General features: G+C 48.0%; 14 protein-coding genes. 2 read left to right on the forward strand and 12 right to left on the reverse strand.

Features of this window, described 5'->3' with window-relative positions:
• Positions 1-17: 17 nt before the first annotated feature.
• From MHI54_RS06030 to MHI54_RS06040, 3 genes are all read right to left on the reverse strand, one after another.
• Positions 18-1,511 (reverse strand): DEAD/DEAH box helicase, encoded by a 1,494-nt coding sequence (locus MHI54_RS06030; RefSeq protein ID WP_095216926.1) that lies wholly within the window; start codon positions 1,509-1,511, stop codon positions 18-20.
• A gap of 332 nt (positions 1,512-1,843) precedes the next feature.
• Positions 1,844-2,536, reverse strand: coding sequence for an alpha/beta fold hydrolase (locus MHI54_RS06035; protein ID WP_095216954.1), 693 nt, complete (start codon positions 2,534-2,536; stop codon positions 1,844-1,846).
• 26 nt (positions 2,537-2,562) lie between these two features.
• Positions 2,563-3,081 (reverse strand): YppG family protein, encoded by a 519-nt coding sequence (locus MHI54_RS06040; RefSeq protein ID WP_095216927.1) that lies wholly within the window; start codon positions 3,079-3,081, stop codon positions 2,563-2,565.
• 335 nt (positions 3,082-3,416) lie between these two features.
• On the opposite strand from MHI54_RS06040, the gene MHI54_RS06045 reads away from it, so the two are divergent.
• Positions 3,417-4,310, forward strand: a complete 894-nt coding sequence (locus tag MHI54_RS06045) for an SDR family oxidoreductase (RefSeq protein ID WP_340082629.1) — start codon at positions 3,417-3,419, stop codon at positions 4,308-4,310.
• A gap of 39 nt (positions 4,311-4,349) precedes the next feature.
• Here MHI54_RS06045 and MHI54_RS06050 read toward each other — a convergent pair whose 3' ends face one another.
• The 7 genes from MHI54_RS06050 to MHI54_RS06080 all read right to left on the reverse strand — a co-directional run bounded on the left by MHI54_RS06050 (position 4,350) and on the right by MHI54_RS06080 (position 12,393).
• Complete coding sequence (locus tag MHI54_RS06050) at positions 4,350-5,963, reverse strand: ABC-F family ATP-binding cassette domain-containing protein (protein WP_095216929.1); 1,614 nt, start codon at positions 5,961-5,963, stop codon at positions 4,350-4,352.
• Positions 5,964-6,303: 340 nt separating this feature from the next.
• Complete coding sequence (locus MHI54_RS06055; RefSeq protein WP_340082630.1) at positions 6,304-7,197, reverse strand: YegS/Rv2252/BmrU family lipid kinase; 894 nt, start codon at positions 7,195-7,197, stop codon at positions 6,304-6,306.
• Positions 7,198-7,282: 85 nt separating this feature from the next.
• Positions 7,283-8,623, reverse strand: a complete 1,341-nt coding sequence (locus MHI54_RS06060) for an Nramp family divalent metal transporter (RefSeq protein ID WP_095216931.1) — start codon at positions 8,621-8,623, stop codon at positions 7,283-7,285.
• Between the two features lie 126 nt (positions 8,624-8,749).
• Positions 8,750-9,070: a thioredoxin family protein gene (locus tag MHI54_RS06065; RefSeq protein WP_095216932.1), complete on the reverse strand. Its 321-nt coding sequence runs from the start codon at positions 9,068-9,070 to the stop codon at positions 8,750-8,752.
• A gap of 64 nt (positions 9,071-9,134) precedes the next feature.
• Complete coding sequence (locus MHI54_RS06070) at positions 9,135-10,277, reverse strand: CapA family protein (RefSeq protein WP_095216933.1); 1,143 nt, start codon at positions 10,275-10,277, stop codon at positions 9,135-9,137.
• A 175-nt stretch (positions 10,278-10,452) separates the two neighbouring features.
• On the reverse strand, positions 10,453-12,135 hold the full coding sequence (gene argS / locus MHI54_RS06075; protein ID WP_340082632.1) for an arginine--tRNA ligase: 1,683 nt from the start codon (positions 12,133-12,135) through the stop codon (positions 10,453-10,455).
• A 54-nt stretch (positions 12,136-12,189) separates the two neighbouring features.
• Entirely contained in the window at positions 12,190-12,393 is a 204-nt protein-coding gene (locus tag MHI54_RS06080; protein ID WP_095216935.1) for a hypothetical protein, read from the reverse strand.
• Positions 12,394-12,502: 109 nt separating this feature from the next.
• Here MHI54_RS06080 and MHI54_RS06085 point away from each other — a divergent pair, with 109 nt between their 5' ends.
• Positions 12,503-12,640, forward strand: coding sequence for a hypothetical protein (locus tag MHI54_RS06085; protein WP_198946061.1), 138 nt, complete (start codon positions 12,503-12,505; stop codon positions 12,638-12,640).
• Between the two features lie 238 nt (positions 12,641-12,878).
• Here MHI54_RS06085 and MHI54_RS06090 read toward each other — a convergent pair whose 3' ends face one another.
• On the reverse strand, positions 12,879-13,181 hold the full coding sequence (locus MHI54_RS06090) for a DUF1232 domain-containing protein (RefSeq protein WP_340082633.1): 303 nt from the start codon (positions 13,179-13,181) through the stop codon (positions 12,879-12,881).
• 107 nt (positions 13,182-13,288) lie between these two features.
• On the reverse strand, positions 13,289-15,115 hold the full coding sequence (gene typA / locus MHI54_RS06095) for a translational GTPase TypA (RefSeq protein ID WP_095216936.1): 1,827 nt from the start codon (positions 15,113-15,115) through the stop codon (positions 13,289-13,291).
• Between the last annotated feature and the right edge of the window lie 57 nt (positions 15,116-15,172).

The raw sequence follows: 15,172 nt of genomic DNA on the forward strand, positions 1-15,172 counted from the left end.
CAGGTGTCTGTCTCCGATCAATTATCGTTATTGCGTTTGCCGCGGTAGCCGCCGCTGTTATTGCGTTTGCCTTGACCTTGATAATTGCGGCTGCGAGGCTTACCATTGCGACCGCCATAACCGCGTCTGTCGCCGTTACCGCCGCGGGAACCACCGCGATATTTCTTCTTATCCTTGAAACTGCCTTTCACACTGACAGGAGCAAGGGAAGTAATACGGACCGGTGTATTACGACGCTCTTTTGTCAGCATTTTCAGTGCAGCTGCAACGACTGTTTCTGCTCCGAACTGCTCGATCAGCTCGTTCGCTTTCTCGTTGTATGCTTTCAGATCCTTGTTTTCGATCGTGCGCATCATTTTCTCGATCGCAATCTGCTGCTGTCCTTGGGCAGCTTCATCATTTGTCGGAGCTGGTTTACGAGCAATCTTGCTCTTTGTCGTTTTTTCGATCAAATGCAAGTGCGGGACTTCTCTCGGCGTGATGAAGGAGACTGCTTGTCCGCCTTTACCAGCACGTCCTGTACGTCCGATGCGGTGTACGTAACTTTCCGGATCCTGCGGAATATCAAAGTTATATACATGTGTAACGTTGGAGATATCAAGACCGCGGGCAGCAACATCAGTTGCTACCAAGATTTCCACTCGGCCATTTTTGAATTTGTTCAACACGGACATACGCTTGCCTTGTGTAAGATCGCCATGGATGCCTTCTGCGCGGAATCCGCGAGCCTGCAATCCTTCCGTCACTTCATCAACACGTTTCTTCGTTCTGCCGAATACGATTGCCAATGTCGGCTCATCGATATCAAGCAAATTGGAAAGTGTATCGAATTTCTGTCTTTCCTGAATTTCGATGTAAGACTGGTCGATGTTCGTCACAGTCATCTCTTTTGCTTTTACTTTGACTTCCGTAGGGTCTTTCATCAATTTTGTACCGATATCACGGATTTCCCTCGGCATTGTCGCACTGAAGAGCAATGTCTGGCGCTCTTCCGGGATCGATGCAAGGATTTCACGGATATCATCGATGAAGCCCATGTTCAGCATTTCGTCTGCTTCATCCAATACAGCAGTGTGTACATTGCTGATATTGATTGTTTTGCGGCGGATATGGTCAAGCAGTCGACCAGGTGTCGCAACGACGATATGCGGACCTTCTCTTAATGAACGGATCTGACGGTCCATATGCTGACCGCCATAAACCGGCAGCGTACGGATGCCCTTGAATTGGCCAAGGCGGTGGAGCTCTTCTCCGACCTGGATGGCAAGCTCACGCGTTGGTGCAATTACCAGGCCTTGGATCTGACGCTTGGAGCGATCGATTTTGCTGATCATCGGAATACCGAAGGCAGCTGTTTTACCAGTACCAGTCTGCGCTTGACCTAGTACGTCTTTTCCTTCCAAAGCGAAAGGAATCGTTTCGGCTTGGATCGGTGTCGCCTCTTCAAATCCCATCTTATCTAATGCTTTCAAAATTGGTTCCGAAATACCTAATGAACTAAATGTTGTCAATTTCTTTTTACTCCTTTATATAAAAAAAGTCTCACTGATGAAGCACGGCAGTTATACACAATAAAAAAGCCTTCCTCCACGCTTGGGAAGAGGCCTTAAGCAAGCATTCATTGGATTTAATTATAGTAACATACTATTTGTCTGAATTCTACCTATATCTATGATTACACGTATATCTACATGCATGATATCCCATTAAAGCCCTTCCAAAAGAGTCACATTATCTTTGGAACTCCCTATGCGCTTTTCAAGCAGCACACTGCCAATCTTCACAGCTGTCCTTATATTTTCTCCCCAGCTGAAGGATATTAAACACCCCACCGCTGGAAAATTCACGCCTCAAGCAGGAATTCCTCCACTTGTGTGCAGATCTGGTCGATATCCGGACCGAGGCAGATCAAGTGCTTCGATTCATCGAAAAGAACCATCTTCTGATTTTCAGAACCTAGATGCTTGTGCAGATACTTGACGGTCCGATATGGCACCAGGCTATCCTGGATTCCCTGTACGATGAAAACCGGACAAGAGACAGCAGGCAATGATTTCTTCGTATAATCCACACACTTCTTGAATTCCAAGAATGCCCGCAACGGAACCTTGCCCCTCTTTTCTTTCCGGAGTAAATTCAAATCCTCGATGACATCACCGCTCATCTGCTTCTTCATATATTGCCAAGCCTCCAGCGTGAGCAGCTTCCAGTTCAGGTACTTCCCTGAAGCTGACAGCAGCACAAGCTTGTCTGCACCATATTTTGCAGCTAAGTGGGAAGCAATCATCCCGCCCATCGAGAAACCGATGACGTAGATCTGCGAGCATTCCTGCGCCAGCCGTTCATATGCCCCTTCTGCAGCCTCTATCCATTCCCTGTGCCCGACTCCGCGCAAGGATAGCTCATCAGTGGTCCCGTGGCCAGGTAAAGCAACCTTCTCGACTTTCCAATCAGTATGATTCATCAAATACTCAGTCAAAGGCTCCACTTCATATGTGCCGCCAGTGAAGCCATGTATACACAATATTCCTGTCATACGATCATCTTCGCTTTCCATTGTCTTTATTTCAATATCTTCAAAAATGAACCAAGTGATTTGACGATAGGGGATACTTGCTGAACTGTCGATGCCATTTGTCCGACAGTCGACATCATCTTATTGATATCCATTTGACCATTCTTATCCTGAAAATAAGATGCCAGGCCTTTCGTCAGCTGTGATTGCTGCTTTGGCTGATAGACATTCGGCGGCTGCGCGAAGGCATGCCAGTACGGCGCAAGAGGCGGTTTCTTAAAATAATCATAAGGTGTCACCTGCTGCGGCGGCTGCCCTTGCTGCTGCCATCCCCCCCACTGAGTGAAGTGCTCGGGCGGAAAAGGATTATAAGTATAAGGACCTGCCTGCCTGTTAGTATCACCAACATTTTCATTCGCTTGCATCCAATCATGATTGTACATCATATCATATCGCTCTTGGGGCTCGGTTTGATAAATTGGTTCGTAATAATAGCGCTGCCGGCCATCGCTCATCTGTTGTTGCTGCATATGGGAGCGTGGCTCTGCCGTATTATAATAATACATCTCCACCACACCTTTCCTGTTTCTCTTTTATCCTATGTGAGGCGAAGGGCGGGCGTTATCACTAAGTATAAAAAGAAATCAAAACCAACGCCTATGCTGATTTTTGCTCGATGGCCAATTCGGAGCAGATCGGACTGCTCCCATACCGCTGATCATCACTTGTACATTGTCCTGCAATTATACCTCCGCCTATTCCCTTGCTCCTAGTGCTTAAAACCTATTTCTCAACACATTTACATTACTTTGTCATGCAACCCTTTACATAACGAAAATGCAGTTTGAGTTATTCCATACGTGGTATCAATAGCATATACAACGATACAAAAAGGAGCTGTATGAATATGCCAAAGGATCCAAAAACACAATACTATCACGATACTTTCCCCCAACAATTACAAGACCCTCCCGGCCTGCAGAAGGATATGGAGCCAAAGCCTGATTGCGGGGAAGAAAGCTATAAAGGCTCCGGTAAACTGATCGGCCGAAAAGCACTGGTTACAGGCGGTGACTCCGGCATCGGCCGTGCAGCTGCGATTGCATACGCCAGGGAAGGTGCTGATGTTGCCATCAACTACCTTCCCCAGGAGCAGCCTGATGCCGAGGAAGTGAAGGAATTGATCGAGGCAGAAGGCAGAAAAGCCGTACTCATTCCCGGGGATCTTAAAAACGAAAGATTCAATTATAAGCTGGTAGAAGAAGCTGTCGAAGAATTAGGCGGATTGGATATCCTTGCGCTTGTCGCCGGTAAGCAGCAGGCCGTCGAGGACATCGCCGACCTGACTACCGAACAGCTCAAATCAACATTCGAGACCAATGTCTATCCGCTGTACTGGCTGACAAAAGCCGCTCTTCCGCATCTGCCAGCGGGATCTTCCATCATCACGACGACTTCCGTGGAAGGCTTCGATCCTTCTCCGATGCTCTTGGATTATGCGGCAACCAAGAGCACGATCATCGGATTCACAAAGGGGCTGGCCAAACAAATCGCTGATAAGGGCATCCGGGTGAACTCTGTTGCACCTGGTCCGATTTGGACTCCTCTCCAGATTTCCGGCGGACAGCTGCAGGATAATATCCCTGAGTTCGGCTCCAGCACACCAGCCACACCTATCGGCCGCGCCGGACAGCCGGTCGAATTGTCCAGCGTCTATGTATTCCTTGCTTCCGAGGAATCTAGTTACGTAACGGCACAAGTGTACAGCATCACCGGCGGGATTCCTACAGCATAAAGAAAAGCTGCGAGCAATCGCTCGCAGCTTTTTATTGCTTTATCTTTTCCAACGGCCTTTCGTCTGTTCATAATTACCAGGATGGCGATGCAGCACCCCCTCCTCCAGGTAAGCTGTCTGATCAAAGCATGTATTCAAAAGATGCCGATCATGGCTGATACCCAGCACTGTCCCGTCGAAACGCCCCAGCGCCTCCTCCAACACTTCCCTGGATTCCAAATCCAAATGGTTTGTCGGTTCATCCAGGATAAGCAGATTGATTCCTTGATGCATGAAAATCGCCAGCTTCAGCCGCATTCTTTCTCCGCCGCTCAATCGCCCGATCGGCTGGAATACAGCATAGCCATAAAACAGGAAGGCTGCCAGCATATGTCTCGCTTGGGCTTCTGTCACAGAAATGACCGCCCGGAAGTAATCGATCATCCGCATGGCTGGATCAGCATCCCCCAAAGGATGCTGAGGCAAATACCCTATCCGCACCGAGCTTCCGACTTTGACACTTCCGCCATCGGCCTCCAAGCAGCCAAGAACGATCTTGACCAAAGTTGATTTGCCGCTACCGTTATCGCCGACAATGGCCAATCTTTCTTTATAGCGTAGATGCAGTGTGATATCCCGCAGCACTTCCCTGCCGCCAAAACGCTTGCCTATGGATTCCAAGCGGATGACATCCTCCCCGCTGCGCTCATCGGCAGCAAGCTTGAGTTTCATTTTAGCCGGATCAATATTCGGCCTGGATAGCTTCTCCATCCTCTCCAGCGCCCTTTCCATATTACGGGCGCGCTTATGCAGCCCTTCATTGGGCGGATTCGCCTGATTCGCCCACAGCTTCAGGCGCTTGATTGTTTCCTTCATCTTCTTGATTTTTTTCTGCTGTTCTTTGTATGCTTCGAATTCCTGCAGCAGCTTCGCTTCTTTTTGTTTCAGATAGGATGTGAAATTGCCAGTATAGACAGTCACTTCCCCATCCTCCAAATCAGCGATTCGCGAGACTGTTGCATCCAGAAAATATTGATCATGCGAAATGATGCATACGGCTCCCGCGTAATTTGCGAGGAAGCTTTCCAGCCACTCGATCGCGGACAAATCAAGGTGGTTCGTCGGTTCATCCAGCAGCAGTAAATCAGGCTGCTGCAGAAGTACAAATGCCAAACCAACTTTTGTTTTTTCCCCTCCGCTGAGACGGGTGAAAGGCTCCTGGAGTAAATGGGCAATATGCAAGCCATTTGCTGTCCGCGCAATCCGAGCATCCATTTCATAGCCGCCAGCTTCTGAAAAAGCTGTCTGTATTTCTCCATAAGCCGCCAATGCTTTATCCAATTTGTCCGGATCCAGCATCTGCTCCTCCAACTTCCTCATTTTCTCCTGCAGGACAGCCAGTTCCTCAAATGCCCCCATCAAGTAATCCTTGACTGTCCCTTCATGCCCGCCAGGAATTTGTTCCAAGTAGCCAATCTTTGCTTGCTTGCGTATGAATACCTGCCCATCGTCACAAGCTTCCATACCGACGATCAATTTGAAAATAGTTGATTTGCCGCTGCCATTCCTTCCTACCAAACCTAGCTTTTCCCCTGGTTTCAGCTCCAGGTTGAGCTTTTCAAACAATATGTTGCCGCCCATGATTTTTTTGACATCCTTCAGTGTAATCAACATAATATCCGCTCCTTTTCTATAAAAAAAGCCAGACAGCAAGACTGTCTGACTCTGACAAATGGGGAAAAATGGGTACAAAAAAACCACACGCAGGGTGTGGTTCTCTTGAAACGCCTTTCCTAATCGATCATGTTGTAGAGAAATAGATCCTGCACATTATTCATTATTCAGTTGGTAAAAAAGGGCATACGTATCCCGTTACCAACAAAAACATGAATAATCGCGCGGCGATGCAATAGATTCTGATCGGCTTCACGCGAAAGTGTGTGCAACATCTGATTCCCCTCCTTTTTCATAGTAAGTATATCCAGTATATAGGATACGGAACATAATTGTCAAACTATTCTCCGATTATCATATCAAGGTGTCCAGGTAGTATTTTCACTTCCCCAAGTGTTTCCCGATAAACCTCTCCGTCCATATCGATAGGCTTGCCGGCTGGAGAATGAAAGCGGATTTTTTCTGCTTCCAGAATATCTACCTCCGTCAAATCTGAAAGCACCGTCTTATCCTGCTTAATCTGGAGCAGTTCTTTAAAGCTGGTAAGATTGGAATTCTTTACGAATATTACATGGAGTTTGCCATCATCAGGCCTGATATCCGGTCCTGCGAACTCTCTTGTGCCGATAAAACGGCCATTCATCACTAGGATCATGACTGCTTCTCCTGCCAATCTCGCTCCATCGATTTCCATTTCAAATGCAAATGGTTCTGCCTGATTAACCGTCCGCATTGTACTGATAAAATAGGAAAGCACTCCTAAGCGCGCTTTCTGATCTTCATCGATATTATTCGATGCATCGGCAATCAGCCCCACTCCCCAGAAATTCAAGAAGTACGAATCCTCATACTGACCGAGGTCTATTGATGCAGTCTTTCCGTCGGCGATTACAGCTGCTGCTTTCTTTAAGTTTTGCGGAAGGCCAAGCATGCGGCTGAAATCATTGCATGTACCGCCGGGGATGATTGCAACTGTAGGCCGCTTAGGTAAAGGCGCAATGCTATTGATCACTTGATGGATGGTACCGTCACCGCCATGGATGATCAACAGATCGATATGCTCCGCCGCCTCCCGGCTGCAGCTTACCAATTCCTCCAGATCATTCGTTTGGATGATTTTCAGCTGCTTGATCGATGCTGCAAGCTTCGGCAGCGTCTGGTTAAGTTCCTGTTCGATTTGGGCATCATCCATATTCCCATTCACTAAGTATATTGCACGGTTGAAAGTTTGCATCGTTCTCCTCTCCTTCCCTGTTATTTTCCCTTCAACTTGGATCGGCTAAACTTTGGTACAAAAAAAGCCGGCTGAAAAACCGGCTTCATAAAGCATGCCCTGTCACGATCATATAACCAAGCATGAATGCATTCAGGCAGACAATCAATCCAGTCGCCGTCCAAGCCAGTACCTTGATATGCGGCTTGTTCGCGAATGCTCCCATCTTCTTCTTGCTGCTGGTGAACAGAACCAGCGGAATGACAGCAAAAGACAGCTGCAGACTAAGGATCACCTGACTCCAAACAAGCAAATCACCTGTGCTTGAAGGACCGTATATCCCTACCACGATGAGAGCCGGAATGATGGCAATGATCCTTGTGACGAGTCGTCTGACCCATGGTTTTATCCGGAATTGAATGAAACCTTCCATGACGATCTGACCTGTCAGCGTTCCAGTGATGGTCGAAGACTGACCAGACAGTAGCAGCGCGAATCCGAACAGGAAGCTGGCTGCACCGGCACCGATCACTGGACTGAGCAGCTTATAGGCATCCTCGATTCCTTCCACATGCTGTCCGATTGTATGGAAAGCGGCTGCTCCAAGGATCAAAATGGCCGAATTGACAAAGAATGCCACCCCAAGAGAGAAGGTTGAATCGATATAGGCGAAGCGGACAGCTTCCTTCTTCCCCTTTTCGGTATCTTGGTAATTCCTTGTCTGCACGATGGATGAATGCAGATATAGATTATGCGGCATGACTGTTGCACCTAGTATACCAAGCGCCAGGAACAAAACTGATGGATCGGTGACGATTTCCGGTGAAGGGATATAGCCTTTCACTGCTTCTGACAGGGCGGGATGCGAGAATATCATCTCGAATAGGAAGCAGCCCGCAATGGTTACCATCAAAACGGTGATGATGGCCTCCATCCAGCGGAAACCTTTTTTCTGCAGTAATAGCAGCAAAAGCACATCCAGGGCCGTAATGATGATACCTGCCATGATCGGGATATGAAATAGCAGATTCAATGCTATGGCCGATCCCAAAACTTCCGCCAAATCCGTTGCAATGATTGCCAGCTCCGTCAGCAGCCAAAGCACCACGACCACTTTTTTCGGAAAAGCATCCCTTGTCGCTTGTGCCAGATCGCGACCGGTAACGATGCCAAGCTTGGCAGCGAGCCCCTGCATGAGCATGGCGATCAAATTCGACAGTAAGACGACTGCCAGCAAGGTATACCCAAAAGATGAACCTGCCGAGATCGAAGTCTCCCAGTTCCCCGGATCAATGAAACCGACCGCCACCAGGACTCCTGGTCCCATAAACGCGAAAAGCTTTTTGAAGAAGCTGCCATTCTCCGGAATGGCCACACTATGGTTCGACTCCTCCAGGCTTGCATTCCCTGCTCGCTGGAGCCAGCCTTTATCTCGTTCTTTACTCATAAAGATCGCTTCTTTCTAGTAGTTGTTAGCATGAGTTTACCAAAGGAAACTTTTTTAGTCAAAGAAAAGATAGGGGTTATAAAAAAAGCTTCCCCGCTGATTCAGGGAAGCTTCTCAGCTTATTTCTTATCCAAGCTGCTGTTGAAGGAACGCGATGACCTCTTCAGGGGATTTCGCATTTGCACTATGCAAGTGCGCCAGCTTCTCGCCATTCTGGAATAGGAGAATGCTTGGGATCCCCATTACTTCTTGTTCCGCTGCAACATCTGGGACTTCATCATTATTCAGCTCATACCACTTATAATTGCCGTATTCAGCCAGCACCTGATCGATAAACATATTCATGCGTGTACAATCCGGGCACCAATCCGCGAAGAACTTGACGATCACCGGCTCTTCACTCATGATGATTTCGTTGAACTTTTCTTTTGTATGGATTTGTTCCATTATCTGTCTCCCCCTTCTGCTTTTCCTTCTAAAGATACGGTACACACGAAAGGGAATCAAGCAGTTAGCTTGATGGATCTTCCTCTATAAAGGTGAGGTCCGGCGCAAGCCTCGCCATATGCTTTTTCTTTTCTTCATATATCCCCTTCAGCTCCGGCAGCTGATGCATCGGCTCAATACGATAATGATGCCAATCCGTGAAAGATAGGTACGTCAGCAGCATTCTCGGGGACCCTGCGGTCACTTCATTGCCATCCTTTTCGATATCAAATTGGAAGACTCCGCCGATACGCCGATCCATTCCATCCTGTGCAGCAATAAAATTCCCAAGCGAATAGATGACAAGCGTCTTATTACCGTCTTTACCAGTCAGCCAATCAACCGGCTGCAGCACATGCGGATGACAGCCCAATACCGCTGTCGCTCCTTGGTCAGCAGCGTATTGAGCCAGCTCTCTTTGTTCATCGCTGGGATCATCCTCGTATTCAGTTCCAAAATGCAAGCTGACGATGACAGCATCCGCTTCCTGTTTTGCTTTTTGGATATCTTCTTTTATCTGCTGCTTGTCAATCAGATTGACTAGATGATCTTCTCCTTTGGGTACAGGAATACCATTGGTACCATACGTGTAGCTAAGGAAGGCAGCAGAGATACCCTCTGCCGTTTTTTCTATTGTTAGCTTTTCGCTATCTACCTTGTTTGCATACGCTCCAGTATATGCCATACCAATCTTCTCATACTGCGCTGTTGCATGCTTCACACCAGCTGCTCCTTGATCAAGCGTATGATTATTGGCCATCGTGACGACGTCCACCCCGACGTCCTTTAAAGTATCACCTATTTCATCAGGACTGTTAAAGGTCGGATAAGAGGAGAGCCCCAGTGCTTCCCCGCCCATGATCGACTCCTGATTCGCTACGGTAAGTGTCGATTCTCCAAGATATGGCTTGATATCCTGGAACATCGGATCGAAATCATAGCCGCTCCCTTTTTTTGCCTCTGTATAGATGGAACTATGCAAGAGCACATCACCGATTGCTGTTATCGAAATCGATGATGGAATGGCTGGCTGTTCTTTTTGTTCCAGCTCGATTGTCTTTTGCTGAACTGTATGGACCGCTTGCGGCTGCTGTGCTGGAACACCGCCACTGCACGCTGCCAATAAAAGAAGACCCGAAAATGCAGGAAAGAATGCTTTGATTTTCATGCGTAACCGCCTGTTTTTTGTTATTTATCCGTATTATAAGCGGATGCTCGTATCAATGATAGTACGTTTTGCATAAAAACCTCGAATGATGGCAAACAGGAAAGAACACAGCCTTTCACCGATCGACATACAGATTCCCGATATCCCGATTCCTGGGCAGGATCCTATTAGTGGATTACATCTGTTTCGGTGCTGCAATGCCGAGTAGGCGAAGCCCTTCTGCCAATACCGCGGCTGCTGCTTCGACGATGGCTAAGCGAGCACCAAGGTCATCATTTTCTTCCAAGATGCGCACCTTTCCATAGTAGCTGTTGAATGCCTGCGCAAGATCGATCACGTATTTGGCAATACGGGAAGAATCGTAGTGGGCAGCTGCGGCATCAACTGCTTCCGGGAACTGGATCAGCTGGGAGAGTACCGGCCAGGCATCCGCGGCGGCTTCTGCAGAAACTTCTGGATTGCAGCGGATATCACCTGCTTTAGCAAGCAGCGTACAAGCCCGGGCATGCGTATATTGCGCATACGGTCCTGTCTCTCCTTCTACGCGCAGCATATCCTCCAGGGAAAACTCGATATCACGGATGCGTTCATGCTTCAAATCATGAAATAACACCGCCCCGACCCCGACCTGCCTTGCTATTTCCTCTTTATCGACTAAATCAGGATTTTTCTCCGCTATATTTGCGGCAGCCAGCTGAATCGCCTGCTTCAGCACCTTATCGAGCAGCACCAGCTTCCCTTTCCTGGTTGACATCTTCTTGCCATCCTGCAAAACCATGCCGAATGGGATATGGCTGATTCCATCCGCCCACTCATAGCCCATCTTCTTGAGTACCAGCTTCAGCTGCTGAAAATGCAGGCTCTGTTCATGACCGACAACATACAGACTTTTGGAAAATCCATAGGTTTCCTTACGGTAAATGGCTGCGGCCAGATCACGTGTCGCGTATAATGTGGCACCATCCTTCTTCTTGATCAGGCTGGGCGGAAGCTCCTGTTCATCCAAGCGGACCACTTGCGCGCCTTCCGACCAACTTAGCAGCTCCTTTTGTTCCAATTCCGCGACCACACGTTCCATTTTGTCATTATAAAACGCTTCTCCTGCATCCGAGTCAAAGTGTACGCCCATCATTTGATACACACGCCCGAATTCCTTCATCGATTCGTCACGGAACCAGCGCCAAAGCTTATTTGCATACACGTCACCTTGCTCCAATTTCCGGAACCAGTCTCTTCCTTCCTGCTCCAGCTGCTCATCATCGGCTGCTTCTTCATGGAAGCGGACATACAGCTTCAGCAATTCCGGAATCGTATTCCCACGAACCTTCTCTTCGTCTCCCCATTTTTCATAAGCACATATGAGCTTGCCGAATTGTGTGCCCCAGTCACCGACATGATTGATCCTGACAACGTCATAGCCTTGCTTTTCCAGCAATAGACTGATGCTGTTCCCGATGACAGTCGAGCGAAGATGCCCCATGGAGAAGGGCTTTGCAATATTAGGAGAGGAAAGATCGATTGTTATGACCTGCCCCTTCCCGACAGCTGAACTTCCGTAACGCTCACGCTGTTGATGAATATCACGCAGCACGCGGCTTGCGGCAAGCTTCTTATCGAGTGTGAAGTTGACATAGCCACCCATTGCCGTGATGGCAGAAAATACATCATGCGATAAGTCTTTAGCTAATCCGGCTGCAATGATGTGCGGTGCTTGCCTTTTTTCCTTCGCCAAAGCAAAGCATGGAAAGGCATAGTCTCCATGCTGCAGCTTTTTCGGTCTCTCCATTTGTTTCTCGATTTCATCTGCCGATTGGTGCAGGGACTTGGCCAATAATGCTGCTGCAATTGTTTTGTACATGTTTCATTTCCTCCTTCAAATTAAAAAACCGCCCCTTCCACTTGGAAGAGACGGTTACCCGCGGTGCCACTCTAATTGTCCTGATCGGACCTGCTCAATTGGATAACGGGAATGATAGCTCCCGGCAGCCCCTACTGCTTCACGTACGTTCAGGGCTGCAGCCAAGAAAGTCCGGTTCCTGCCGCCTTCCGCATCCCGCTTCCACCGTCCGGGACTCGCTTTTGTTTCCAGCTGCAGTACTCTCTTTCTTATCGGCATGTGTATATTGTTTTTTATTATAGCTTTTTTAACGAAAGATGCAACCCTTGTTTAGAACCCGTGTCACAAGGGTAAACTTTTGTTAACCCGTAAAAAGGAGGATGATCGCATGGCTAAGCAATATGGCAACTATCAGCCTGTACGGATGAATGGTGTCAGTCTATCTGATGCTCGTGAGGTCGCATTCCGCAAAGAATTCAAACAAGCGGATATAGCCGGCGGCTTCCGTAAGAAGAAAAACAGATAAGTTATCGAAAACCTGCTGTCCAAAAAGACAGCAGGATTTTTTTTGAATACTTTTCCTTCTTGCTTCCGTCGTTATTTATAGCAGGCAAGACAGGAGGAGAGAAGAATGATAGCAATCAGTACACGATGAAAAAAGCAAAGGAAACGACTGTATCCGTATTGCTCGTAAACTGTAAAACCTCCCGATCCCAGGACCTCTTCTTTCCCGAGCGAAAAAAAGCGCCCACCTGGGTGCTTTTTCATATATCTATCACTTTATTATCGTTTCGATCAATAGCATATTTCGCTTTGATATGTGCCGGGGCCATCTTGATGATAAGCTGCAGGATGAGTGTTGCGACTGCCAAATCATCGACGATACCAATTCCGATGAGGAAATCCGGTACCAAATCAAACGGGAAGACAAAGTACAGGACAATCAATGCAATGGCGGTTACCTTCTTGGCTGCTGCCACCTCTTTAGCTGTGAAGAAAGCTTTCAGAAATGGAATCGACTTGCGGAAATTGAACAGAAAACGGAGCCTGCTCCATAGTCTGGTCATATCATCCTTCCTTTCTGCCCCATCTGGAGCTATTCCCATTTTAAGGGATGAAACTCCATTCCACAACATAAAAGCAAAAGCCCAGCATCAGGATGCCGGGCTTCCGATTATGCTTTTTTCTTTTTCGCTGCTTTTTCACGTTCGTTCTTGTTAAGGATTTTCTTACGAAGACGGATGGACTCCGGTGTAACCTCGCAATACTCATCATCGTTCAAGTACTCGATTGCCTCTTCAAGGGACAAATCACGCGTCTTGCGAATAGTGGACGTTTGGTCCTTCGTCGCAGAACGGACGTTAGTCAAATGTTTCTCAACAGTGATATTGACTGTCAGATCGTTGTCACGGCTATGCTCTCCAACGATCATACCGGCATAGACATCCGTGCCAGGCGGTACGAAGATGACGCCGCGGTCTTCCAATTTCATGATACCGTAGGTTGATGCTTTACCTTGTTCAAGGGCGACAAGCACACCTTTGGATCTTCCGCCCACTTGTCCGGAAACGACTGGCTCATAGCCATCGAATGTATGGTTCAAGATACCGAATCCGCGTGTTTGGGACATGAATTCAGTGGAATATCCGATCAATCCACGGGAAGGTACACGGAACTCAAGACGCACTTGACCATTTCCTTGGTTGATCATGTCGACCATTTCCCCTTTACGGGAACCCAAGGATTCCATGACTGCCCCAGTGTATTCTTCCGGCACATCCGCTTGTACGCGTTCTACCGGTTCGCACATTTTACCGTCGATTTCCTTGAGGATTACCTGCGGTTTGGACAATTGAAGCTCATAGCCTTCGCGGCGCATGTTCTCGATCAGGATGGAAAGGTGAAGCTCTCCACGTCCGGATACTGTCCAAGCGTCAGGGGAATCGGTTGGTTCCACACGGAGACTGACATCTGTCTCAAGCTGGTTAAGCAGACGCTCCTCGATTTTACGGGAAGTGATGTACTTACCTTCCTTACCGGCGAACGGACTGTTGTTCACCAGGAATGTCATCTGCAATGTCGGTTCATCGATACGCGGAACCGGCAATGCCTCCTGCTGGTCCACGGAGCAGACGGTCTCTCCGACGTTGATGTCCTCAAGACCGGCAACTGCAACGATGTCACCAGCTTTGGCTTCTGTGATCTCGATTCGTTTCAAACCGATGAAGCCGAATAGCTTCGTAATGCGGAAGTTCTTCACGGATCCGTCTTTCTTCATCAGGGCAACCTGATCACCGACTTTGACGGAGCCGCGGAAAATACGTCCGATACCGATACGGCCCAGGAAGTCATTGTAATCCAAGATGGTGACCTGGAACTGCAAGCCTTCATCAGCGTTGTCGATCGGTGCCGGAATGTTATCCATGATCGTTTTGAAGATGGCATCCATGGATTCTACCTGCTCGTCGGGCTCCTCGCCGGAAGTACCGTTCAATGCAGAAGCGTAGACAACAGGGAATTCAAGCTGGTCATCATCTGCGCCCAATTCGATGAACAAATCAAGCACTTCGTCGATGACATGCTCGGGGCGTGCGCTTGGTTTGTCGATTTTGTTCACGACTACAACCGGAGTAAGCTTTTGCTCCAAGGCTTTTTTCAATACGAAACGAGTCTGGGGCATTGCACCTTCATAAGCATCCACGACTAGTAAAACACCGTCTACCATTTTCAGTACGCGTTCCACCTCACCGCCGAAATCGGCGTGTCCTGGTGTATCCAATATGTTAATGCGTGTATCGTTATAATTAATCGCAGTGTTTTTCGCTAAGATTGTGATTCCGCGCTCTTTTTCCAAGTCATTGGAATCCATTGCGCGCTCATCCACGTGCTCATTATCACGGAAGGTACCAGAATATTTCAGCAACTGGTCGACCAAAGTCGTTTTTCCGTGGTCAACGTGGGCAATAATCGCGATATTGCGAATATCTTCTCTAAATTGCATGTATACATGTCTCCTCTTCTTCATGTAATCCTAACCGACTACAACCTGTTAATTATA

Origin of the sequence: Terribacillus sp. FSL K6-0262 (genome assembly GCF_037977385.1) — a bacterium.
Taxonomy (GTDB): Bacteria; Bacillota; Bacilli; order Bacillales; family Amphibacillaceae; genus Terribacillus.

Bases quoted from the DNA above. Each gene is read 5' to 3' on its own strand.
- MHI54_RS06035 (WP_095216954.1), bottom strand. From the start codon at position 2,536: ATGACAGGAATATTGTGTATACATGGCTTCACTGGCGGCACATATGAA.
- MHI54_RS06090 (WP_340082633.1), bottom strand. From the start codon at position 13,181: ATGACCAGACTATGGAGCAGGCTCCGTTTTCTGTTCAATTTCCGCAAG.
- MHI54_RS06055 (WP_340082630.1), bottom strand. From the start codon at position 7,197: ATGCAAACTTTCAACCGTGCAATATACTTAGTGAATGGGAATATGGAT.
- MHI54_RS06050 (WP_095216929.1), bottom strand. From the start codon at position 5,963: ATGTTGATTACACTGAAGGATGTCAAAAAAATCATGGGCGGCAACATA.
- MHI54_RS06065 (WP_095216932.1), bottom strand. From the start codon at position 9,070: ATGGAACAAATCCATACAAAAGAAAAGTTCAACGAAATCATCATGAGT.
- MHI54_RS06045 (WP_340082629.1), top strand. From the start codon at position 3,417: ATGAATATGCCAAAGGATCCAAAAACACAATACTATCACGATACTTTC.
- argS (WP_340082632.1), bottom strand. From the start codon at position 12,135: ATGTACAAAACAATTGCAGCAGCATTATTGGCCAAGTCCCTGCACCAA.
- MHI54_RS06060 (WP_095216931.1), bottom strand. From the start codon at position 8,623: ATGAGTAAAGAACGAGATAAAGGCTGGCTCCAGCGAGCAGGGAATGCA.
- typA (WP_095216936.1), bottom strand. From the start codon at position 15,115: ATGCAATTTAGAGAAGATATTCGCAATATCGCGATTATTGCCCACGTT.
- MHI54_RS06040 (WP_095216927.1), bottom strand. From the start codon at position 3,081: ATGTATTATTATAATACGGCAGAGCCACGCTCCCATATGCAGCAACAA.
- MHI54_RS06085 (WP_198946061.1), top strand. From the start codon at position 12,503: ATGGCTAAGCAATATGGCAACTATCAGCCTGTACGGATGAATGGTGTC.
- MHI54_RS06080 (WP_095216935.1), bottom strand. From the start codon at position 12,393: ATGCCGATAAGAAAGAGAGTACTGCAGCTGGAAACAAAAGCGAGTCCC.
- MHI54_RS06070 (WP_095216933.1), bottom strand. From the start codon at position 10,277: ATGAAAATCAAAGCATTCTTTCCTGCATTTTCGGGTCTTCTTTTATTG.